This window comes from Arthrobacter sp. P1_B4 (genome assembly GCF_056406555.1).
Genome location: NZ_JBFTZW010000029.1, coordinates 1 through 22785 on the forward strand (window position 1 = coordinate 1; position 22785 = coordinate 22785).

General features: G+C 67.4%; 20 protein-coding genes. 16 read left to right on the forward strand and 4 right to left on the reverse strand.

Annotation, left to right across the window (positions count from 1 at the left end; all coding sequences use genetic code 11):
* From AC1D1W_RS11500 to AC1D1W_RS11525, 6 genes are all read left to right on the forward strand, one after another.
* The coding region (locus tag AC1D1W_RS11500; protein ID WP_476943745.1) for an ABC transporter substrate-binding protein at positions 1-776 on the forward strand (776 nt) is incomplete at its 5' end.
* A gap of 134 nt (positions 777-910) precedes the next feature.
* Complete coding sequence (locus tag AC1D1W_RS11505) at positions 911-2002, forward strand: ABC transporter permease (protein ID WP_476943746.1); 1092 nt, start codon at positions 911-913, stop codon at positions 2000-2002.
* A 2-nt stretch (positions 2003-2004) separates the two neighbouring features.
* Entirely contained in the window at positions 2005-3030 is a 1026-nt protein-coding gene (locus AC1D1W_RS11510; protein ID WP_476943747.1) for an ABC transporter permease, read from the forward strand.
* Positions 3027-4730 (forward strand): ABC transporter ATP-binding protein, encoded by a 1704-nt coding sequence (locus AC1D1W_RS11515; protein WP_028275997.1) that lies wholly within the window; start codon positions 3027-3029, stop codon positions 4728-4730. Before AC1D1W_RS11510 ends, AC1D1W_RS11515 begins: the two co-directional genes overlap by 4 nt.
* Before the next feature lie 189 nt (positions 4731-4919).
* Complete coding sequence (locus AC1D1W_RS11520; protein WP_230011813.1) at positions 4920-5336, forward strand: chorismate mutase; 417 nt, start codon at positions 4920-4922, stop codon at positions 5334-5336.
* A gap of 2 nt (positions 5337-5338) precedes the next feature.
* Positions 5339-6382 (forward strand): uroporphyrinogen decarboxylase/cobalamine-independent methonine synthase family protein, encoded by a 1044-nt coding sequence (locus AC1D1W_RS11525; protein WP_243181189.1) that lies wholly within the window; start codon positions 5339-5341, stop codon positions 6380-6382.
* A gap of 76 nt (positions 6383-6458) precedes the next feature.
* Here AC1D1W_RS11525 and AC1D1W_RS11530 read toward each other — a convergent pair whose 3' ends face one another.
* Entirely contained in the window at positions 6459-7181 is a 723-nt protein-coding gene (locus AC1D1W_RS11530; protein ID WP_243181190.1) for a DUF4166 domain-containing protein, read from the reverse strand.
* 202 nt (positions 7182-7383) lie between these two features.
* Between AC1D1W_RS11530 and mtrA the strand changes: the two genes are divergently transcribed.
* From mtrA to secA, 7 genes are all read left to right on the forward strand, one after another.
* Entirely contained in the window at positions 7384-8058 is a 675-nt protein-coding gene (mtrA, locus tag AC1D1W_RS11535; protein ID WP_026538469.1) for an MtrAB system response regulator MtrA, read from the forward strand.
* 304 nt (positions 8059-8362) lie between these two features.
* Positions 8363-10156 carry an MtrAB system histidine kinase MtrB gene (mtrB, locus tag AC1D1W_RS11540; protein WP_439954137.1) on the forward strand — a complete coding sequence of 598 codons (1794 nt, stop codon included), beginning with the start codon at positions 8363-8365 and terminating at the stop codon, positions 10154-10156.
* Entirely contained in the window at positions 10153-11871 is a 1719-nt protein-coding gene (locus tag AC1D1W_RS11545; RefSeq protein WP_476943748.1) for an LpqB family beta-propeller domain-containing protein, read from the forward strand. The genes mtrB and AC1D1W_RS11545 overlap by 4 nt, the downstream gene beginning before the upstream one ends.
* Before the next feature lie 145 nt (positions 11872-12016).
* Positions 12017-12967, forward strand: a complete 951-nt coding sequence (locus AC1D1W_RS11550; protein ID WP_476943749.1) for a ComF family protein — start codon at positions 12017-12019, stop codon at positions 12965-12967.
* Between the two features lie 171 nt (positions 12968-13138).
* Positions 13139-13864 (forward strand): ribosome hibernation-promoting factor, HPF/YfiA family, encoded by a 726-nt coding sequence (hpf, locus tag AC1D1W_RS11555; protein ID WP_476943750.1) that lies wholly within the window; start codon positions 13139-13141, stop codon positions 13862-13864.
* Between the two features lie 33 nt (positions 13865-13897).
* A complete protein-coding gene (locus tag AC1D1W_RS11560) occupies positions 13898-15115 on the forward strand; it encodes a winged helix-turn-helix domain-containing protein (RefSeq protein ID WP_459385272.1) in 1218 nt (405 codons plus the stop codon).
* A gap of 103 nt (positions 15116-15218) precedes the next feature.
* Positions 15219-17957 (forward strand): preprotein translocase subunit SecA, encoded by a 2739-nt coding sequence (gene secA, locus AC1D1W_RS11565; protein ID WP_028276005.1) that lies wholly within the window; start codon positions 15219-15221, stop codon positions 17955-17957.
* Positions 17958-18210: 253 nt separating this feature from the next.
* On the opposite strand, the gene AC1D1W_RS11570 is transcribed toward secA, so the two are convergent.
* Together AC1D1W_RS11570 and AC1D1W_RS11575 are read right to left on the reverse strand one after the other, a co-directional pair.
* Positions 18211-18696, reverse strand: coding sequence for an Rv3235 family protein (locus AC1D1W_RS11570; RefSeq protein ID WP_243181195.1), 486 nt, complete (start codon positions 18694-18696; stop codon positions 18211-18213).
* Between the two features lie 150 nt (positions 18697-18846).
* Positions 18847-19656, reverse strand: a complete 810-nt coding sequence (locus AC1D1W_RS11575) for a LysM peptidoglycan-binding domain-containing protein (protein ID WP_243181196.1) — start codon at positions 19654-19656, stop codon at positions 18847-18849.
* 180 nt (positions 19657-19836) lie between these two features.
* Here AC1D1W_RS11575 and AC1D1W_RS11580 point away from each other — a divergent pair, with 180 nt between their 5' ends.
* A complete protein-coding gene (locus AC1D1W_RS11580; RefSeq protein WP_476943751.1) occupies positions 19837-20406 on the forward strand; it encodes a hypothetical protein in 570 nt (189 codons plus the stop codon).
* Between the two features lie 14 nt (positions 20407-20420).
* On the opposite strand, the gene AC1D1W_RS11585 is transcribed toward AC1D1W_RS11580, so the two are convergent.
* Entirely contained in the window at positions 20421-20642 is a 222-nt protein-coding gene (locus AC1D1W_RS11585; protein ID WP_018775212.1) for a helix-turn-helix domain-containing protein, read from the reverse strand.
* Positions 20643-20793: 151 nt separating this feature from the next.
* On the opposite strand from AC1D1W_RS11585, the gene AC1D1W_RS11590 reads away from it, so the two are divergent.
* Both AC1D1W_RS11590 and AC1D1W_RS11595 read left to right on the forward strand, forming a co-directional pair.
* Positions 20794-21438, forward strand: a complete 645-nt coding sequence (locus AC1D1W_RS11590) for a CpaB family protein (RefSeq protein WP_243181198.1) — start codon at positions 20794-20796, stop codon at positions 21436-21438.
* A complete protein-coding gene (locus tag AC1D1W_RS11595) occupies positions 21435-22754 on the forward strand; it encodes a CpaE/TadZ family protein (RefSeq protein ID WP_476943754.1) in 1320 nt (439 codons plus the stop codon). Before AC1D1W_RS11590 ends, AC1D1W_RS11595 begins: the two co-directional genes overlap by 4 nt.
* Positions 22755-22785 lie beyond the last annotated feature (31 nt).

Below are 22785 nucleotides of genomic sequence, written 5' to 3' on the forward strand. Positions count from 1 at the left end.
GCGGCGAAATCCGCTACATCACGTTCAACTTCGACACGATGCCGTTCGGTGCCAAGGCTGCCGACGCCGATCCGGCCAAGGCGCTCGCCGTCCGCCAGGCCATCGCGAACCTCGTTGACCGGCAGTCCATCGCGGACCAGGTCTACAAGGGCACCTACCTGCCGCTGTACTCCAACGTTCCCAACGGCTTCCTGGGCGCCAACGAATCGTTCAAGGACGCCTACGGCGACGCCGGCAAGCCGAGCCTGGACAAGGCCAAGAAGGTCTTGGCCGACGCCGGTGTGACGACCCCTGTCTCGATGAACCTTCAGTACAACCCGGACCACTACGGCAAGTCCTCCGGCGATGAGTACGCCATGATCAAGGACCAGCTGGAGAAGTCCGGTTTGTTCAAGGTCAACCTGCAGTCCACGGAATGGGTCACCTACAGCAAGGCCAGCCGCGCCGACGAATACCCGCTGTTCCAGTTTGGCTGGTTCCCCGACTTCAGTGACGCCGACAACTACCTGACCCCGTTCTTCCCGGAGGGCGGCTTCCTGAAGAACCACTACAACAACCCCACCGTCAACGACCTGATCAGCAAGCAGCTCACCACCGTCGATAAGACTGAACGCGAGTCCACGATCAAGGATGCGCAGAATGCCCTCGCCAAGGACATTTCCACGCTTCCGTTGCTCCAGGGCGCGCAGGTTGCCATTTCCGGCAGCGGTGTCAAGGGTGTCGATTCCACCCTCGATGCCTCCTTCAAGTTCCGTTTGGGAACTATTTCCAAGTAAGGCTGCAGCCCTGCTGTCCTGACCAGCCTGCGAGGCGGGGCGCCCTCGAGGCGCCCCGCCTTTGCTGGTCATTGCCGCATCCTGCAGTTCACGCCGGCCCGCCCAAGGCCGCGACAGCACAATCTTAGGTACCAATGACAACATYGACTGAGGCGCCGCTAAACGACGCCGACGGACTTCTTCCGTCCAAGAAAAAATCCTCGGGTGGGGGCTTGGGGACCTACATCCTGATCCGGTTCTTCCTGATCATTCCGACCATTTTCATTCTGGTGACTTTGGTCTTCTTCCTGATGCGGGTCATCGGCGACCCCATCACTGCAGCCCAGGGCGGCAGGCTTCCGCCGGAGGCGCTCGCGCAGCGCATCCACGACGCCGGCTACGACCGCCCGATCCTCGTGCAGTACCTCGAATACGTTGGCCAGGTGGCGACCGGCAACTTCGGCACCACCATCACCGACCGCCGCCCTGTGGTCGAAATGATCATCACGTTTGGCACGGCAACCCTGGAACTGGCCATCAATGCCCTCATCGTGGCGCTGTTGGTCGGCATCCCGCTCGGGCTGATCGCCGCCTACCGGCGCGACAAGGCTCCGGACGCATTCCTGCGGTTCTTCGCCATCCTCTGCTACGCGACCCCGGTGTTCTTCGCCGGCCTGCTGATGAAGCTGGCCTTCTCCGTCTGGCTGGGCTGGCTGCCCGTCGCAGGACGGGCCTCCACCAGGACCGAACTGGCTATGGGAAGCCTGGCCGCACCGACCGGGATCTACTGGCTGGATGCCTTGCGCAGCGGCAACATGGCCGCGTTCGGCGATGTCGCGGCCCATTCAGTTCTCCCCGCACTCACCCTCGGGCTTCTGACGGCAGGGGTCTTCCTGCGGCTGGTCCGCACCAACGTCATCGGCACGCTCGGCAAGGATTACGTCGAAGCCGGCAGGTCCCGTGGCGTCAGTAATTACCGGCTCGTGACCAAGCATGCCTACAAGCCTGCCCTCATCCCGATCATCACTGTCATGGGGCTCCAGATTGCCCTCCTCCTCGGCGGCGCCGTCCTCACCGAATCCACCTTCGAGTGGAAGGGCCTCGGCTACCAGCTGGTGCAATACCTGAACGCCCGCGACTTCGTCGCCGTCCAGGGAATCGTCGTGATGCTGGCGGTCATCGTTGCCGTCACGAACTTCATCGTGGACGTCGTCGCAGCCCTGATCGACCCGCGAGTGAGGTACTAGCCATGAATGCAACCAAAGTAAGCGGGCGCAAGCAGCCCCTCATCTACCGGCTGCCGGTGATCTCGCATTTCCGCTCGAGCGTCGGGCTGCAACGCGGCATGCTCGTCACGGGCATGGTGCTGGCCGCCGTCTTCCTGCTCGTCGCCGTGTTTGCGCCGTGGATCGCGCCCTACGGGTTTGCCCAGCTCAGCGACGCCGCCGGTCCCTTCCCGACACAACAGCCCCCCAGCCCGGCCCACATCTGGGGCACCACGGTTGGTGGCTATGACGTCTACTCCCGGGTGCTCTGGGGTGCCCAGACGGCCGCCGTGGTGATCATCGTGGCCGTCGCGATGTCGATCTTCCTCGGCGTAGCCCTCGGCCTCGTCAGCGGCTACTTCGGCGGCTGGCTGGACCGGGTGTTCGTGGTGATCGCCGACGCGATCTACGCTTTCCCGTCACTGCTCCTGGCCATCGTGATGTCAATCGTCATCAGCCACGGGCAGTCCAGTTTCTGGGGAGGCATTGTCGCCTGCTCCATCTCCATCTCGGTGGTGTTCGTCCCGCAGTACTTCCGGGTCATCCGTGCCGAAACCATCCGGCTGAAGGCGGAGCCGTACGTCGAATCAGCCAAGGTGGTGGGCGCCTCCAGCATCCGCATCATGGGCCGGCACATCTTCAAGAACGCAACCCGCACGCTGCCGCTGATTTTCACACTGAACGCGTCCGAGGCCATCCTGACCCTGGCGGGCCTCGGCTTCCTGGGGTTCGGCATCGAACCCACTTCCGCCGCCGAGTGGGGCTATGACCTGAACAAGGCCATTGCAGATGCCTCCTCGGGCATCTGGTGGACCGGTGTCTACCCCGGTACGGCGATCGTCCTGACCGTGCTTGGGCTGACCCTCGTCGGTGAGAGCATCAACGACCTCAACGATCCCCGCCTGCGGGGCCGCAAGAAGGCCGTGGCAGGCAAGGGCGGACCAGACTCCACCGCCGGCACCCAGGCTGCACCCGAAGCAGAAGCAGAAGCAGAAGTGAGACTTCCATGACCACCAACATCGACAAGCCCGGCGCAGGCGCAGGCCCGGTCCTTGACATCGACCGGCTCAAAGTCACCTTCGCCACCGACGCCGGGGATGTGTATGCCGTCAAGGACGTGAGCCTCCAGGTCAACCCCGGAGAAGTCGTCGCCATTGTTGGCGAGTCGGGATCCGGCAAGACCGTGACGGCCAAGACCATCCTGGGACTTCTGCCGGAGACGGCCATCAGCCAAGGTGCTGTCCTGATCAACGGCAACAATGTCATCAGCGTCAGCGAAGCCAAGCTGCGGGAGATCCGGGGCCGCGACGTGGCCATGGTGTTCCAGGAGCCATCCACCGCCCTCAACCCGGTCTTCACCGTGGGGTGGCAGATTGCCGAGGGCATCCGCGCACACGCCGGCAGCGGCGGCCGCAGCAAGGTCTCGGCCAAGGAGGCCAAGGCGCGGGCAATTGACGCCCTCCGCAAAGTTGGCATCCCGGACCCGGAAACGCGGGTCAACTACTATCCGCACCAGTTCTCGGGCGGCCAGAAACAGCGCGTCGTGATTGCCGCGGCGCTGGCCCTGAACCCTGGCCTCATCGTGGCCGACGAGCCCACGACCGCCCTGGATGTCACCGTGCAGGCCGAGATCCTTGAACTGCTGCGGGACCTGCGTGACAACTACGGGACCTCCATCGTGCTGATTACGCACAACATGGGCGTCGTCGCCGACCTCGCCGACCGCGTCGTGGTCATGTACCAGGGCGACGTCGTGGAGGAGGCATCCTCAAGGGTGCTGTTCGCCGAGCCCAGGGAGGACTACACCAAGAAGCTCCTCGCCGCCGTCCCGCACCTGGGCCGCAACTCCGCCTCGGAGGGCATGGTCGAACGCGCCCACCAGGGCGGCAAGGTGCTGGTCGAGGCAAAGAACCTGACCATCGAGTATCCGGGGCGGCTCGGCAGCCCGGCGTTCAAGGCCGTCGACGGCGTCAGCTTTACCGTGTCCGAAGGCGAAGTCTTCGGCCTCGTGGGGGAGTCCGGCTCCGGCAAAACCACCATCGGCCGGGCAATCGCCGGCCTGAACCGCACCACGGGCGGCAGCCTGAATGTGCTGGGGTACGAGATGCTGAACTTCAAGGAGCGCACCTTCAAGCCGCTCCGCAAGGAGATCGGCTTCGTGTTCCAGGACCCTGCGGCCTCGTTCAACCCGCAGCTGACCATCGGCGACTGCGTGGCGGAACCGCTGATCATCCACTCCAACCCGACCGCGGCCGAGGCACGCAAGAAGGTCGGCGAGCTGCTCGAGTCCGTGCAGCTGCCGGCGTCGTACGCTGACCGGTTCCCGCACGAACTCTCCGGCGGGCAGCGCCAGCGCGCCTCGCTGGCGCGGGCGCTCATCCTGAACCCGAAGCTGCTCATCGCCGACGAGCCGACCTCGGCCCTGGACGTGTCCGTGCAGGCCGTTGTGCTGGAGCTGTTCAAGGAGATCCAGCAGGAGTTCGGCTTCGCATGCCTGTTCATCAGCCACGACCTCGCCGTGGTGGACATGCTCGCCCACTGGGTCGGCGTGCTCTACAAGGGCAAGATGGTGGAGCAGGGCCTCGGCAACCAGGTGATGGGCAACCCGCAGCACGACTACACGAAGAAACTCATCGCCTCCCTGCCTGTTCCCGACCCCGACGAACAGGCCAGGCGCCGCGAGGCGTTCAAGGCCGTGCTCCACAGCTAACCGCCGGAACGGGCACCTGCCCGATCCGGCGCGGCCCGGGCTCCGGCCTGGGCTCCGGCAGGGCCACAGCCAATGGGCATGCCCACCGTTCACCACGAACGGTGTGCATGCCCATTGGTGTCTCCGCGGGTGCCTGCAACGGTGCTTAACAGCGGAAGGCATTGGCCGCCGAACCCCTAGACTGGGTCAATGACCGAGCAGAACCCCACTCTTCCCGAAACCGATTCCTACGACCCGGCGGCAAGCTCCCTGGCCGGTTCCGTGGATCCCGCGGTCATGGCGGAGTTGCTGTCAATCCGCTCCAGCATCGACAACATCGATGCCACCTTGGTCTTCCTCCTCGCCGAACGCTTCAAAGCCACCCAGAAGGTCGGCTTCCTCAAGGCCGCGCACCAACTTCCCGCCGGGGACCCGGGCCGCGAAACGGCGCAGATCGCCCGGCTGCGGCACCTCGCCGCCGAAGCCCACTTGGACCCGGCCTTCGCGGAGAAATTCCTGAACTTCATCATCGGCGAGGTCATCCGCCACCACGAGGCCATCGCCGAGGACCACCAGGCCGCCCAGGCCTCCGGCTCCGCGGACGCCGCCCGCGCCGCAGACGCCTAGCCATGGCAGCACCAGACGCGCCCGCACCGGGCCAGGTGACCGCGACCGCCCTTGGCCCCTGGCCGGGCGAGGACCCGGCCGAGGCCGCCCGGATCATCCGCGGTGAACTGGGCAGCCCGCACCTGCCGTTCCTCGCCGAGCTTCCCGATCGCGGCGTCGGCTCCGATTCCCTGGGCCGGACCGCCTCTTTGCTCGTGGAACTAGCTGTCGACGTCCAGCCGCATGGATGGCGGTTCGTGGACCGGCCCGGCAAGGACCTGCAGCGGGCCAAGTCGGCCCTGTCCACCGACATCAACATCCTGGCGGACGTGATCGGCGTCGAGGAAGTACCGTCGGACGATATCAAGATCCAGCTGCGCGGGCCGCTCAGCCTTGCCGCCGGGCTGCACCTGCACAACGGCGAGCGGGCCCTGATCGACTACGGTGCCCGCCGGGACATCGCGGATTCGCTCGCAGCGGGCGTGGAAGGCTACCTCAAGCGGGTGGCGGCGGCTGCCCCCGGTGCCCGGATCGTCGTCCAGATTGATGAACCTGAAATTGCGTCGGTGCTGGCCGGCACCATTCCCACCGCCAGCGGTTACCGGACCCTGCGTTCGGTGCCGGGCCGGGAAGTGACCGAGTCCTGGCAATTGGTGATCGACGCGCTCCGGGCCGCGGGCGCCGTCGAGACCGTTGTGGCCGTCTCCGAGGTCGAGGCGCCGTTCGAGCGGATCCTGGCGGCAGGCGCGGATGGAATCGCCGTGCCGCTTCGGGCCCTGACCTCGCGCCAGTGGGAACAACTCGCCGGCGCGGTGGAGGCCGGCAAGCGGCTCTGGGCCGGCGCGCTGGACGTGGCTGATCCTGCCGCGTCGCTGCCAAGGGTCCGCGACGTCGTGGAAAACGTCTGGCGCCCATGGCGGCAGCTGGGTCTGCCCGCGTCCACGCTGGGGGCGCTCCGGGTCACGCCGTCGGAGGGCCTGGCGCGGCACTCACCCGCGACTGCGGCGGCGGTCCTGACCCGGCTGACCCAGGTGGCGGACGGGCTCAACCAGCTCGCCCTCGGCTAGCGCGGCACCTTCGGCCGCCGGCGGCCGGGGCGCAACCGGGCCCGCGGTGCCCCCGCTGTGCCCCTGCGGGCCCCGGTCAGACCCTGCTTTCCCAGGCGTCCGGTCGGGCGTGCCCTGGCAGGTAGCCCGGCGCCGCAATACCGCCGGGGTAGGGCTCGAGCCGGTAGTCGAAATGGCCGGCGTAGACCAGCACCAGACCAAGCTGGGGCTGGATCACCTTGACCTGGATCCGGTGCCTGCCGCCGTGCTGCGGCTCCCACCACTGCTCGGCGTAGGCCTTGGCGTCGAGGGCCGCCGGCAGCGGAACCCGGAGCGGTCCCAGGAACAGCCGCGACGCCTCGGACACGCCGCGCAGCCGGCCCTCCGGCGTGACGCTGAGATTGAGGTCGGTGACGAGCCGCCGGTGCCGGCCCACGTAATCCACGAGCCCGGGCCCACGCCCGCCGTTATCAGGCCCGCCGTCATCAAAGCTGGTCGTGTCCTGGAACAGCCGGGTGGTGCCCGGGAAGAAGATTTCCCGGCGGGCCGTCAGGCTGGACCTGCCGAACGGGTCCAGGTGGGCGTGGTTCTCGATCCGGAAGCGGACGCCCTCGCCGTACTCGGGGAAGAAGGCCTGCTCGCCGGTGGTGAGCCGCAGCAGGGGACGCAGCCAGGCCTGCCGGCAGCCGACGACGTCGAACACCCCCTCGCCGACGCCGTAGTGGCCGGATCCCGGTGCCAAAGCAAAGTATTCTTGAAGCTCCGGCTGCAGTCGGGCAAAGTCGCTGCCCAGGGCTCGCTGGTAGATCGGGGTGTTCACGGGTTCCTCCTGCGGTCCGGGCCGGTTCACTGGGCCTGTCCACAGCATGCAGGACAACGCGGCAATTGTCACAGCGTCCCATGCATCGGCGCGGTTCCGGGCCGGTTCCGGGCCGGTTCCGGCGGCGGTGGCAGGCCCGGTTCCACCATGCCGGTGGGCCGCCCGATACGACAAAGCCAATTCAATGGGGGAATATATAACTATGAAGGCACGCATTCTGGTAGTGGATGATGACGAGGCTCTGGCCGAGATGATCGGTATTGTGCTGCGCAATGACGGCTTCGAACCCGTCTTCTGCGCGGACGGCGCACAGGCGCTGGACGTGTTCCGCTCCTCCAAGCCCGACCTCGTCCTGCTCGACCTCATGCTTCCGGGGATGGACGGCATTGAGGTCTGCCGCCAGGTCCGTGCCGAGTCCGACGTCCCGATCGTGATGCTCACGGCCAAGGCGGATACTTCGGATGTGGTCCGCGGCCTCGAGTCCGGTGCCGATGACTATGTGCCCAAGCCGTTCAAACCCGCCGAGCTCGTCGCCCGGGTCCGGGCCAGGCTCCGCCCGGGTGACCAAAAGGCACCGGAAACCCTGCGGATCGCCGATGTCACGATCGACGTGGCCGGCCACCTGGTCAGCCGCGGCAACGACCGGATCTCCTTGACGCCGCTGGAATTCGACCTCCTCGTCGCCCTGGCCCGCAAGCCGTGGCAGGTGTTCACGCGCGAACTGCTCCTGGAGCAGGTCTGGGGCTACCGGCACGCCGCCGACACCCGGCTGGTCAATGTCCATGTCCAGCGGTTGAGGTCCAAGATCGAACGCGACCCGGAAGCCCCCGAAGTTGTATTGACGGTCCGTGGTGTCGGCTATAAAGCAGGTTCCTGAGCCTGCGGACCGCAGTGTCCGGCAGTCCATAGCAACGGATACCGCGGCACCGGCCGAGTCAGCCGCACCATCGGCCGAGTCAGCCGCGTCGCCGGCTGAGTCGTCCGTGGCGTCATCGGCCGAGTTATCCGCGGCGCCGGCCGAGTCATCTGCGGCGTCATCGCCAGAGACGTCCGTGCCCCGCGCGCCCGAAACGCCCCGCGGCGGGCCGGGCCCGTGGCGGCGTCTGGCCTTCCGGACCCGCTTGTGGGCCAAACGCGCGAGGATCGTTGGCGTCCGGGTCGCGCGGCTGGTCCGCACGGGGATGCAGCGCCTGTGGCCCGGCATCCTGTACCTGCTCCGGGCTGTACAGCGGAAGTGGCGGCGTTCGCTGCAGTTCCGGACGGTCCTGACCACGCTGATGCTTGCCATGGGCTCGTTCGCGGTGGTGGGCGCCTACCTGTCCAACCAGATCGCCAACAACCTGTTCCAGGAGCGGCTCGCCCAGGCCGAATCGGAGACGCGGTACAACGTCAAGCAGGTCCAGGACACGTTCGACGGTGCCCAGGTCACCGACCAGTCGAGCGTCATCACCCTGGTCTATGACACCCTGAACGCGGTCGAAGGCCGCGGATCCGTGATCCAGCGGCGCTACGTCTTCGAGGCCATGCCGGAGCAGACCAAGCCCCGCAACCGTTGGGTTGAATCCCGGGCCTCGGACCAACTCACCATCGGCGTCATCCCCCCGGACCTGCGCAAGGCTGTGCAGGAGTCGGGCAAGGACCAGTACTGGGCGTCCACCCAGTTCCCGGTAGGGACCGAAGACCGGCCCGGCATCGCCGTCGGCAACAAGGTGACCTTCAACGGCACCGTCTATGAGCTCTACCTCATCTACGACCTCAACACGGCGCAGAAGACCCTCGACGAGATCCAGAATGTCCTGCTGGCCGGCGGCGCGCTGCTGGTGCTCATGATCGGCGGCGTCGCCTGGTATGTGACCCGCAACGTGGTCAGCCCGGTCAGCCATGCCGCCGTCGTCTCCGAGAAGCTCGCCGCCGGCCAGCTGCAGGAGCGCATGGTGGTCAAAGGCGAGGACGAGGTTGCCCGCCTGGGCGCCTCGTTCAACCACATGGCCGCAAGCCTCCAGGAACAAATCACCCAGCTGGCCACGCTGTCCCAGATGCAGCAGCGGTTCGTCTCCGATGTCTCCCACGAGCTCCGCACCCCGCTCACCACGGTGCGCATGGCCGCCGAAGTCCTTTATGACGCCCGCGAGGACTTCGACCCCATCAACAAGCGCTCCGCGGAGCTGCTCTACAACCAGGTGGAACGCTTCCAGTCGCTCCTGGCGGACCTGCTGGAAATCTCCCGCTTTGACGCCGGTGCCGCCACCCTGGACGCCGAGCCCACCGACATCGTCCAGCTTGTCGCGCATGTCATCGAGGGGGTGGCGCCCGTCGCGGCCGAATACGGGTCCGCCGTCACCCTCAACGCCCCGGCCGGCAGCGTCATTGTCGACATGGACGACCGCAGGATCGACCGGATCCTGCGCAACCTGATCCTGAACGCCCTCGAACACGGCGAGGGCCGGCCGGTCAACGTTTCCGTGGCCGCCAGCGGCACCGCCGTGGCCGTGGCCGTACGGGATCACGGAATCGGTATGACCCCGGCTGAGGCGGCGCGCGTCTTCGACCGCTTCTGGCGCGCCGATCCGGCCCGGGCCCGCACCACGGGCGGCAGCGGGCTGGGACTGTCCATTGCCGCCGAGGACACCAAGCTCCACGACGGCTGGCTGCAGGCCTGGGGGAGCAAGGGACAAGGGTCGAACTTCCGCCTGACCCTTCCCCTGCGCCGCGACGAGCCGATCACCAGGTCCCCGCTCCAGCTCGAACCGGTCAACGTCGGGCTCCCCGAGGCAGGCCGCCAGCGCACCGTGGTGTTGCTGGACCCGCTCCGGACCGCGGGCCGCGGGACCGGTGTTGAGGGTTCCGCAGACGGATTCTCAGACGGCTTCGATGACGACTTTTCTGACGACGGCGGCAGCGGTGCCGCCGGCGGGGCTATCCCGGACGGCGGCTCGGCCGGCCCCCGGGGGACCGGGACGGAGGGCAGGGCATGAGTGGGGTTTCGGGCCGGTTTACCCGCGTGGGGGCCGCGCTGCTGGCGCTCATCCTGCTTCTGTTGACCTCGTGCGCCCAGATTCCGCGCTCGGGGCCGGTAGGCAAGAGCACGGACGAGAGTGCGGGAAACCCCAACGCCCCGGTCTTCTTTCCGGCCGCGCCGCGTCCCGGCGCCGGACCCGAAGCGGTGATCGAAGACTTCTACCTCGCCGGCAGCGGCTACGAGGACGACTACGCCGTGGCCCGGCAGTACCTCACCCAGGGTTCGTCGGTGACGTGGAAGCCGGACCAGCGGGCGCTCGTGTTCCGCAAGGCCACGGTGGTGGCCACCGGCGTCGAAAATGTCTTCAACTACCAGCTCGACCTCGCCTATTCGGTGGACGCCGACGGCGTGGCCACGCAGCTTCCCGAGGGCACCACCGAAAACATACCCGTCACCGTGACCCAGGTGGACGGCGAGTGGCGAATCTCCGATCTTCCGGACGGCACGGCCATTCCGGAAGAAACGTTCAAGGTCATTTACGGCGCGTTCCCGATCTACTTCTACGACCCCACGTTCACCTACGCGGTGCCCGACGTCCGGTGGTTCATCCGCAAGAAGACCGTCAAAGCCATGACGAGCGCGCTCCTGGGCGGACCCGCCCCCTACCTCAAGGGCGCCGTCGTCAGCGCGTTCCCTTCAGGCATCAAGCTGGCCCGCGAATCAGTGCCCGTGGTATCCGGCGCCGCGCAGGTGGATCTCACCGCCAAGGACCTGGTCGAGGCCTCCAACGAGGACCGGCTGCGGATGCAGACGCAGCTTGCCCTGACGTTCCGCAGCCAGCCGGATGTGATCAACGTTGAGCTCCGGGCCAATCAGGACCTGGTGCGCGTCGAGGACAACGGCACGGTCCTGCCTCCGGTCCAGGACGAAAGCGTCCCCGCCTACCAGATCGCCGTCAGCAACAATGACCTGGTCCGGTACGAAAACAACAGGATTTCACCGCTCCCGGACGTCCGGTCCGTCGCAGCCCTCTCACCCCGGGCGCCTGCGGAGTCCACCGAGTCGCAGGCCGCCGCGTTCCTCAACGCCGCCCGCACCACGCTGTACTCGATCGTTCCGGGCCAGCCCGCCCGGGCGCTGACCACGCGGGCCGCGCTGTCCCGGCCTTCGTTCGGCCGCTATGACTGGGTCTGGACCGCCGGGCCGGGTGCCGGCGGCGCCACCGAGGTGGTGGCCTACCGGCCGGTCGGTGTGGCGGAGACCGCCAGCGTACCCACCGTGACCCTGTCGCCGGGATGGCTCTCGGGCCGGACGGTGAAGGAGTTCCGGATTTCCCGGGACGGCACGCGGGCCCTCGTCATTTCGCAGCAGAACGGCAAGAGCAAGGTCCAGATCACCGGGATCATCCGGAACGCGGACGGCACCCCGAGGGACCTGACCGTGCCCCYGACCCTCCTGACTCCCCAGGATCCGGACCAAGGGGTCTGGGTGGATGACACCACCGTCGCGGTCATGAAGGCCTCCGCCAGCGATGCCGTCACCCCCGAGCTGTTGTCGCTGACCTCGGCGCAGCCGCAGCAGCTGGCGCCGTGGCCCGGGCTGACGGCCCTCAGCGCAGGCAACGGACCGGCCGAGATCTACGGCCAATCCGCCGAAGGGATCTTCCAGCGGCTGGGCAACGGCTGGTCACCGCAGCTCAAGGGCCCCATCGACCCCTCGTTCCCCGGCTGACCGGCGCTCCCTCGGACGACGACGACAGCGGTGCCGCCGTCACCCGGATCCGGTGAAGGTTCCGCGAAAGGTTCCGACCAGGGAGTTGTCCACATAGCGGCCCGCCGGGCTACTACCTGGGGCGCACCCGGTCCAGGATCGGAGGATGGGCAGCCACACCACCCGGGTCCCGGCAGCAGACCCTGACCTTGCCCCGGCCACGGCCAGGGCGGCGCGACACCGCGGGAGCTACGCGCGGCCGCTGGCGAGGCTGGGCGACCGGACAGCCGAAGCGGCGGCTGAGGTGCTCGCCCTGGCCACTCCAGTGGACTGCGTCTGCTGCGGGGCGGAGGACTCGGCACTCTGCGGCGCGTGCTCCCGTAAGCTGCGCCTATTGACGCTCAGGCCGTTCCGGGCAGAGGCCCAGGCTCCGGCCCTGATTGACATGGACGGCTCCGTGCTGCTGCCCGTGGTAGCGGCCGGGGCATACCGGGCCGAGCTGGCGCAGTGCCTGCTGTCCTTCAAAAGCCATGGGCAGGCCCGGCTGGGCGCCGAACTGGCCCGGGGCCTGGCGCGCGCCCTCCACGCCGCGTCCGGGCCCGGGCAGGGACTCGTCCTCGTCCCCGTACCCACGAGCGCCGCCGCTTACCGCAGGCGGGGCTTCAGCCCCGTCCATGTCCTGCTCCGTCGGCTCGTCCGCGGCGATGAAATCCCAGGGTTCACCGTCGCGGACGCGCTGCGGAAATCCGTGCCGCCCGCGCGGAACACGAAACCCCCGGCTTTGCCCCTGTGGGGCCGGTTGCGGGACGGCCCCACAGGGGCCGGCTCCCTGTCCGGCGGACAGAAGGGACTGGGCCGGGGTGAGCGCGCCCGGCGCGTGCGCGGATCCATGCGGGCCAGGTCCGGTCCGTGGCCTGCGCGGGTCGAAGGACGTGCCTGCATCATCGTCGATGACGTGCTGACCACCGGCGCCACCCTGGCGGAGGCGGCCCGTGCGCTCCGGGCCGCGGGGGCCATTGTCAGCGGCGCCGTTGTGCTGGCCGCGACACGCCCGCCGGCCGCCACCGATGTCCGCGCCGCCATCCCCGCGGCGGCGCGGATGATCGGTGGGWGCTAAAAAAATAAACCGTAAAAGGATGAATAACAGGTGTCTATGAACTAACGTCGAAGATGGGTACCAAGAACAGATGTACCTGTCGATAGCGGCTCGGAAAGGGGCTCGACTGTCAGTCAGATCGGCCCCCGGGAAGTACCGCCGTCGTGTCACCGAAGTCATTTGGAGGGCACCATGGAGTTCATGATCAGCGGACGCAACTTGACGGTCTCAGACCGGTTCCGCGAATATGCCGACGACAAGATCTCAAAGATCGCGTCGTTGGGAGACAAGGTCCAGAGGGTAGACGCGAAGGTCACCAAAGAGACCAAAGCCCGCCAGACCGCCGAATCGCTCACGGTTGAGTTGACAGTCCTGGGACGCGGCCCAGTAATCCGCGCTGAAGCGAGTGCCGCCGACAAGTTCGCCGCGTTCGATCTCGCTTACAACAAGCTTCTTGAACGCCTGCGCAGGGCCAGGGACCGCAGAAAGGTCCACCACGGCCGGCATACCCCGAAGTCCGTCACCGAGGCGACGGCAGCCCTGGAGCCGGCCARCCCCAGCGAACCCCTCTATGTGGAGGCGGCGCAGCAGCAGGAGACCCAGGCGACGGCGGCAGAGAAGTCGCCGTATGAGGTCGAGAACGATATTCCGGCCGGCGACTCGCCTGTACTGATCCGCCGGAAGGTGTTCGCCGCGTCCCAGCTCACCCTCGATGACGCCGTCGACAACATGGAACTTGTGGGTCACGACTTCTATCTTTTCGTGGACAAGGAGACCAAGGCGCCGTCGGTCGTCTACCGCCGTGACGGCTGGACCTACGGGGTCATCTCCCTGGACCAGACGTGCGAGCCCGGACATTCGAGTCTGGAAGACAAAATCCTGGCCTACCGTTCAGAGGATGAGCCCGCCAGCGCATAAGCTGGTGCAGACTTTTCCGACGAAGGGACTAACGTGCAAGCATCGCTGAGCCTGGCACAGGCACGGCGGATCGCGTTGGCAGCCCAGGGACTGGAGAAGGAACGGCCCACCGGACCCGTGAGTGCACGGGCGGTGGGCCGCACCTTTGCCCGGCTGCACCTGGTTCAGATCGACTCCGTCAATGTGGTGTCCCGCAGCCACTTCCTGCCCTTCTTCTCCCGGCTCGGCAACTACGACCGCACCATCCTGGCGCGCATGGCGGGGACCCACCCGCGCCGGATGATGGAGTACTGGGCCCACGAAGCCTGCTTCATCCGCCCGGACCACTTCCACGATCTCGTGCAGTGGCAGAGCCGCAAATGGGTGGGCGCGCACGCGATGGACCCCGAACTGCGCAACGGGGTGGCGGCCAAGGTCCTGGACACCCTGGCCGTCGGGAAGCCGCTGACCGCCGCCGAACTAACAGCCCGGCTCGGCCATGTGGAAGACCAGCAGCGGGACAACTGGGGCTGGAACTGGAACGCCGTCAAAAGGGTGCTGGAACATCTCTTCGAAGAAGGCCTTGTCTCCGCATCCTCGCGGACGGAGTCCTTCGAACGGCGTTACGCCCTCACCGCCCGGGTGCTCCCCGGACCGGGCAAGGATGCGGTGGCACCCGAACCGGATGCGGCCGCGGCCATGGACCGGCTGATCGACGCCGCGGCCCAGGCCCACGGTATCGGGACGGTGCGATGCTTCGCCGACTATTTCCGGACACCGCAGAAGGACGCCGCCGTCGCCGTCCGGAACCTCGTGGACAGCGGCCGGCTGCAGCCGGTCACGGTATCCGGCTGGGACCGGCCCCTGTACCGCCACGTGGAGGCGAAACTGCCGCGCTCGGCCACCGGACGGGCGCTCCTGAGCCCCTTCGACTCCCTCGTGTTCGAACGCCGGAGGCTCGAGGAGCTCTTCGGGTTCCACTACCGGATCGAGATCTACACTCCCGAGCCGAAGCGGAAGTACGGCTACTACGTCCTGCCGTTCCTGCTCCGCGACGAGATCGTCGCACGGGTCGACCTCAAAGCGGACCGGGCCGGTGGGCGGCTCCTGGCCAGGGCCGCCCATGCCGAACCCGGCGCGCCGGAGGACACCGCCGTCGAACTCGCCGCGGAACTGCAGCTCATGGCAGAGTGGCTGGGACTGGACGACGTAGTTGTCTCGCCAATGGGGAACCTTGCGCCGGCGCTCGCCGAAGCCGTGGCTGCCCGGTAAACCGCACTATCCGCTGTGAGGGAACAGGCGCCACCGGCCTTGCGTCTCTCCCGTAGACTAAACACGCCAGAATTCGGCAGCTTGAGACTGGGAGCAACTTCACGTGGCATCACTTATCGAAAAACTTCTCCGCACGGGTGACAAAAAAACCCTGCGGCAACTGCGGAACTATGCCGATTCCATCAATGCCCTGGAAAGCTCCTTCCAGACCTTCACGGACGCCGAGCTCCGTGAAGAAACTGACCGGCTGCGCGAACGCCACCAGGCCGGCGAGAAGCTCGACGATCTGCTGCCCGAAGCGTTCGCGGCCGTGCGCGAGGCCTCGTCCCGTACCCTCGGCATGCGCCACTTCGATGTCCAGCTCATGGGCGGCGCCGCCCTGCACCTGGGCAACATCGCGGAAATGAAGACCGGTGAAGGCAAGACCCTGGTGGCCACCGCTCCGGCCTACCTCAACGCCCTCACCGGCAAGGGCGTCCACGTCGTCACCGTGAACGACTACCTCGCCGAATACCAGTCAGACCTCATGGGCCGCGTCTACCGCTTCCTCGGCCTCACCAGCGGCTGCATCCTCTCCAACCAGGACCCTGCGCTGCGCCGCGAACAGTACGCCGCGGACATCACGTACGGAACGAACAATGAATTCGGCTTCGACTACCTGCGCGACAACATGGCGTGGGACAGCTCGGAACTCGTCCAGCGCGGCCACCATTTCGCCATCGTCGACGAAGTGGACTCGATCCTCATCGACGAGGCCCGCACCCCGCTCATCATCTCCGGTCCGGCCCAGGGGGACACCAACCGCTGGTACAGCGAATTCGCCAAGGTGGTCACACGCCTGCAGGCCGAGACCGACTACGAGGTCGATGAGAAGAAGCGCACCGTCGGTGTCCTCGAGGCCGGCATTGAAAAGGTCGAGGACTACCTCGGCATCCACAACCTCTACGAGTCCGCCAACACGCCACTGATCGGCTTCCTGAACAACGCCATCAAGGCCAAGGAGCTGTTCAAGCGCGACAAGGACTACGTCATCCTCGACGGCGAGGTGCTGATCGTCGATGAGCACACCGGCCGTATTCTCGCCGGCCGCCGCTACAACGAAGGCATGCACCAGGCCATCGAAGCCAAGGAAGGCGTCGAGATCAAGGCCGAGAACCAGACGCTCGCCACCGTGACGCTGCAGAACTACTTCCGCATGTACGACAAGCTCGCGGGCATGACCGGCACGGCCGAGACCGAGGCCGCCGAGTTCATGAGCACCTACAAGCTCGGCGTCGTCGCCATCCCGACCAACCGCGACATGACGCGGATCGACCAGGCCGACCTCGTCTACAAGAACGAGACCGTCAAATTCGACGCAGTAGTCAAGGACATCGCCGAACGCCACGAAAACGGCCAGCCTGTCCTCGTCGGCACCACCAGCGTCGAGAAGAGCGAATACCTCTCCCGGCTGCTCGCTAAGGAAGGCGTCCGGCACGAGGTCTTGAACGCCAAGAACCATGCCCGTGAAGCGTCCATCGTGGCCCAGGCCGGCCGCAAGGCCGCCGTCACGGTCGCGACCAACATGGCGGGCCGCGGTACCGACATCATGCTCGGCGGCAACGCGGAATTCACCGCCGTCGCCGAAATGGCCAAGCGCGGCCTGGACCCGGAGGAGAACTCCGAGGAATACGAGGCCGCGTGGCCCGAGGTGTTCGAATCCGCCAAGCAGTCCGTCAAGGACGAACACGAGGAAGTCCTGAACCTGGGCGGACTCTACGTCCTCGGCACCGAACGGCACGAGTCCCGCCGCATCGACAACCAGCTCCGCGGCCGTTCCGGACGCCAGGGCGACCCCGGCGAGTCCCGGTTCTACCTCTCGCTGACCGATGACCTGATGCGCCTGTTCAACTCCGGCGCGGCCGAGCGGCTCATGAACAGCTCGGTGCCCGACGACGTCGCACTCGAATCCAAGCTCGTCTCGCGCGCCATCGCCTCGGCCCAGGGCCAGGTGGAAGGCCGCAACGCCGAACAGCGCAAGAACGTGCTGAAGTACGACGACGTCCTGAACCGCCAGCGCGAGGCGATCTACGGTGACCGGCGCCGCATCCTCGAAGGCGATGACCTCCACGAGAAGGTCCAGTACTTCCTGGAAGACACCATCAACGCCTTCATCGACGAAGCCACAGCCGAGGGCACCGGCGATGACTGGGACTTCAACCTCCTGTGGTCCAACCTCAAGACCCTGTACCCCGTGAGCTTCACCCCGCGCGACGTCATTGACGAGGCCGGCGGCAAGTCCCGGATCACGACCGAGTTCCTCCGGGAAGAGATCCTTTCCGATGCCCGTCTGGTCTACCAGGCCAGGGAGCAGGCGATTGGCTCCGAGAGCATGCGCGAACTCGAGCGCCGGGTGGTCCTTTCCGTCATCGGGCGCAAGTGGCAGGAACACCTCTACGAGATGGACTACCTCAAGGAGGGCATCGGGCTGCGCGCCATGGCCCAGCGTGACCCCCTGGTGGAGTACCAGCGCGAGGGCTTCATCATGTTCCAAGCCATGATGGAGGCCATCCGCGAGGAGAGCGTCGGCTTCCTGTTCAACCTCGACGTCGAAGTGACGCCGGCCGAAGACGTTGTGGTGGCGGACGCCGAGGGCCAGCACACCGAACACCACGAGCCGCAGATCCATGCTGCCGGGCTCGAAGCCCCGGAGAAACCCGCGCAGCTGCAGTACACCGCCCCTGGCGAGGACGGTGCCGCCCAGACCCGGATCGAGGCGAAGGTCTCCGGACGTTCGGGAAACCCGGCCAAGGCCGCGGCGCAGGACATCGGCCGCCGCGCTGCGAAGAAGAAGCGGCGCTAGGCACGAAGCCAACACGGGAGGACCGGAGCATTTGCTCCGGTCCTCCCGTGTTTGCGCCTCCTTTCCCTTACATGCCGGGCATTCCCTTGCAGACCGGGCCCGGTTCCGCAGGTTCCTGCCTTCGGCCGGCTACTGGCTTCTGCCGGTTCTCTGCCTCTCTTTTCTCTTTTGCCGGCTTTCTGCTCGTTTTCTGCGGACTCCCTGCTTGTTTTGTGCGGACTCTCTGCCTGTTTTGTGCCTGCGGCCGTGCCGTTCAGCCAATCTCCAGCACGGTGACGCGCCAGGCCGCCGTGCCGCGCTCCAGCCGCAGCGCGACCGCGCGAACCCGTGATTCCTCGACCACCACCGCGCTGGCCTCGTAGACGTCATCTGACACGCGGCAGGCCCGGACGGACCTGACGGACGGGTTGCGGTGCAGCCTGCCTGCCGTTGGCGAGCTGCCGGAGGCAACCCGGCGGGTCAATGCGGCTCGGTGCTGCAGGGCCGCCAGGCAGCGCGGGTCCAGGCGCCGGGAGAGCTGCTGTGCGGGCCGCGTCCCGGCCAGCACTTCGATCGCCGCCTGCACGGTGCTCCGGGAAATCGCACAAATCTCGCGGGCCTCGTCAACAACGCGCAGCGGCGGTGGGGCCGCAGTGGCGTGGTTGGCCTGTGGTGTTGCCGTGCCGGACACAACCCGGAGGGCGGGGGCGTGCGGGACGGGGGTCGCCGCGGCTGAGCGGATCCCGGTGACTGCGTTCATGTCGGTTCCTTTGCTGATGGCTGGTGCGGGTGGCTTGCGGCTGATGCGGGTGGCTGGAACCGGGCGAATCTTCCGACCGGCTTGTCCTGTGGCCTTCGGTGGGCCGGGGTGGGGCCGGAGTTGCGGCCCGGCGTGTGGTGCGGCGGCCCCCTAGCGCGGCGGCGGGAGGACCAGGACCTGTCCGGGCCGCAGGAAGTGCGGGTCGGCTCCGATAGCGTCGCGGTTGCCCGCATAGAGCCGGGGCCACTCTCTGGCGATGTCGGCGTCGGAAGCCAACGGCCCCAGCGCCGCCGCGGCGATGCTCCACAGCGAATCGCCGGACCGGACCGTGACCTCCCTGCGGGCGCCGGGGAAGTCCTGTGTGCGCACATGGCGTGCGGCCAGGGGCCCGGCATCCACGATCGGGCTCAGCGGCTTCCACCGCGGATCCAGCGCGGAACCGGCTCCCGGCCCTTGTGGCTCAGGTGCCAAGGCCTCCCCGGGTGACGGAGTCCAGGATGCCGATACCGCTGCCGGACCGGGTCTTTCCGGTCCGGACCCGCCAGGCGCAGTGGCCGCGCTGGCCAGCGGCGCCGTCAGCAGCTGCAGTCCGACGGCGGCGAGCACCAGCCGCCGCATGAACGCCGGGCTGAACCGGGCCGTGGCGGCCGCCGCGCGGGTCCTGCCGAGGCGGTCCAGCAGTGCCGCCGCGACGGCGAAAGCGAGCGACATCACCCACCAGGTGATGACAATCAGCCCGGACGTATTTGCCACGATCCCGAGCTGGTCCTCGAAGGACAGCGACTGCCGGTGTGCCGAGCCGGACTGCCAGCGCTGAATCAGGAAACTTCCCGTAGCTGCGAGGAAGATCCCGAGCAGCAGGATGGCGGCGGCCATGGCGGCGTCGGCCCGAACTGTTTGTCTCGGCAGGGGGACGGGCAGGGGCCGGTCCCCGGGTTGCGGCGTCGCTGTCCGGTCCATGGGTTGTTCCTCCAGTCGAAATTAATATCGTTTGATGGTGTTTGATGTCATTTGATAACTTTGTAGTCTGTTTAACGAAGTCTGATCCTGTTGTGCTCGGTTTGTCTAGACGCAGCCGGAGCCTGTGGATAGGGGAGGCCTCGGATTGACCAGTGCGGGAGGGCCGCCTACGCTGGCGCCATGCGGTGGGACGCGTTGTTTGAGGACATGGAGGCACAGTTGGCCGCGCGCCAGCGGCTGGAATTAGAGGCTGAAATAGCCGAGCGTGCACTCGTGGACTCTGCGGGAGTGCAGCTCGCGGACCGGCTCCGCGGGTCCCTCGGGCTCAGTATCCGCGTGCATTTGTCCTCGGGGCGGGCGTTCGAGGGAGTGCTGAGCCACGCGGGCAGCGAGGCCCTGGTCCTTGATGAGCCCCAACATCAGGTACTCATTCCCTACGCCGCGGCCGCGTACTATGGGGGTCTTTCGCGGGTGGCGGTCTCCGAACCGTCAATCGTCCGCCGGCGGCTCGGTTTGGGCAGCGCCCTCCGGGGACTCGCCAGGAACCGTGCACGGGTGACGATATTTGCCGGTCACGGGAGGGCAGACGCGGGGCTCCACGGCATCATTGACACGGTCGGCAGGGACTTCCTGGACCTGGCCGTGACACGGGACGGCCGGGAACGGCCTCCGGCGAACGCCCGGCAGGTGCTTGCCATCCCCTTCGGCGCCCTCGCGGGCATCAGGTCCGTTGCTGCCGCGGGCGGCTAATCAGCCCGCCGGGTTCAGCTTCCGGCGGACTTCGCCTTGGCCTCTTCGATCATGCGGCTGGCCTCGGCATAGCGCTCCTGGATGTACTGCTCGAGCATCTTTTCCTCGACGCGCCACTGGCCGCGTCCGCCCACCTGGATTGCCTTCAGCTCGCCGCTGCGAACGAGCGCGTAGGCGGCCGGAGAGTTGATCTGGAGCTGCTCGGCAACGTCAGCGAGAGTCAGGAATCGGGGCATGAATCCATTTTGCCACCGTTGAGGCCTACTGGTGCCGTTATCCACAGTTTGTGCCTGTTTGGCCCCGGATCTTCCACCCGGGCGGCCCGGGCGCAACAATGGGGGTGCCCGGCATCCGGGAATGGACGGCGACGACAGGGGGAGCGGACGCATGAGTGGAAGCGCGGCAGCCGAAGGGGCCCGTTTGAAAAGGCCGTCCTGGAAAGACCCCCGGCTCCTCGTCGGAATCCTGCTGGTCCTGGCATCCGTGGTCGGCGTGGTCTCGCTGGTCGGTGCCGCGGACCAGACCACGGAAGCGTACGCAGCGCGGGAGCCGATCGCCGTCGGTGAGACGCTGACAACCGACAAGCTGCACCGGGTCAAGGTGCGGCTCGGCGAGGTGGAACAGCGATATCTGACCCCGGAGTCCGGCCTGGATGCCGGACTTGTGGCCGTGCAGCGGATCGGCAAGGACCAGCTGCTGCCGCGTGAGAGTGTCGGGCAGCTCGACGGGCTGGACCGCAAGCCCGTTTCCGTCACCGTCGAGGAGACCCTTCCCGCCCAGGCCGTGGCGGGCTCGCGCGTGGATGTCTGGGTGGCGTTGCCGGATACCCGCAACGGCTTCAGCGAGCCCTCCCTGCTCCTCTCCGGCGCCGAAATTGCCCAGATCACCCCGGGCAGCACAGCCCTGGGCTCCTCCCGTTCCACGGTGGTCATGGTGCTCGTCCCCGACGCCCAGATGCCCAAGTTGCTGGGGGCCCAGGCCAACAAAGCAAAGATCGCGGTCGTGTGGAACCCGGGCGGTACCTCGCGATGAGCATTCCCGTGGTGACTGTGGGGGACTCCCGCGATGACCTGGTCGGCGGACTGGAGCGGCTGCACGGGCCCGTGTCCGTTGTCCGGCGGTGCAGCGAGCTGGCGGAACTGCTGGCCGCCTGCCAGAGCGGGTTGGCCCGCGCCGCCGTCGTAGCGGCCGGCAGCGAAGAGCTGACGGCCTCGCTGGTGGACCGGCTGTCCGCCGTCGGCGTCGTCGTCATCGCCTTGACCGACAATCCGGAGGAAACTGTCCGCCTGCGGACCATTGGCGTGGCAGCGGAAGCCCGGGCCGTTGACGCCGCGGCCCTGGCGGCGCGGATTTCCGCAGCGGTGGCGCAGCTCAGTGGCACCGGAGCGGGGCCGGGGCCGGCCGCGGGTGACAGCGCCGCGTCCGTCGCCGCCGCAGGGCAGGTGCCGCGGTCTTCCGGGGCGCAAACCGTCACCGCAGGCCCAGGCGCGAAGGGCCGGATCATTGCGGTCTGGGGTCCGGCCGGGGCGCCGGGCCGGACCCTGGTGGCCGCCAACATCGCCGGGGAGCTGGCCGCGGAAGGCCATTCCGTGCTGCTGGTCGACGCCGACAGCTATGGTGCCAGCGTGGCCGCCCTCCTGGGTCTGCTTGACGAGGCCGCCGGGCTGGCCCAGGCCTGCCGGCTGGCAGACCAGGGCTTGCTTGACGCCGAGGCCCTGCTCAGGATCGCCACGACCGTGCCGACCAAGGCCGGCGCGCTGCGGGTGCTCACCGGGATTACGCGGGCGGACCGCTGGACGGAACTGCGCGCCGCGGCCCTCACGCTGGTGCTGGAGCGGGCCCGGGAGATTGCGGATGTCACTGTGGTGGACACCGGCTTCTGCCTCGAAGCCGATGACGAGCTTGGCTTTGACAGTGGCGCGCCGCGCCGAAACGCCGCGACCCTGCGAAGCCTGGAGCTGGCCGACACGGTCTTTGCCGTCGGGGCGGCGGACTCCATCGGGGTGCCGAGGCTCGTCCGCGGCCTCGCCGAGCTTCAGGCGGCCGTCCCGCAGGCGGCGCCGCAAGTGGTCCTGAACAAGGTCAGGACCTCCGCGGTTGGGCGCTCGCCCGAGCGCCAGCTGCGGGCCGCCTGGGAGCGGTACGGCCCCTCGGCGCCGTTGTCGGCGTTCCTGCCCTCCGACCCCGCGGCGAGCGACGCCGCCCTCCTGTCCGGGGCACTTTTGCTCGAATCCGCCCCTGAATCCGAGTTGAGGCACGCGATCGCCATTTTGGTTTGTGCACCTGCCCAGCGAAATAAGAAATCCTTTGTCTTTTCTTCTACAGCACGACGCCGGGCAAAGGGTTAGGGTCAACGTAAGGGCCGCAAAGAGGCGGCTG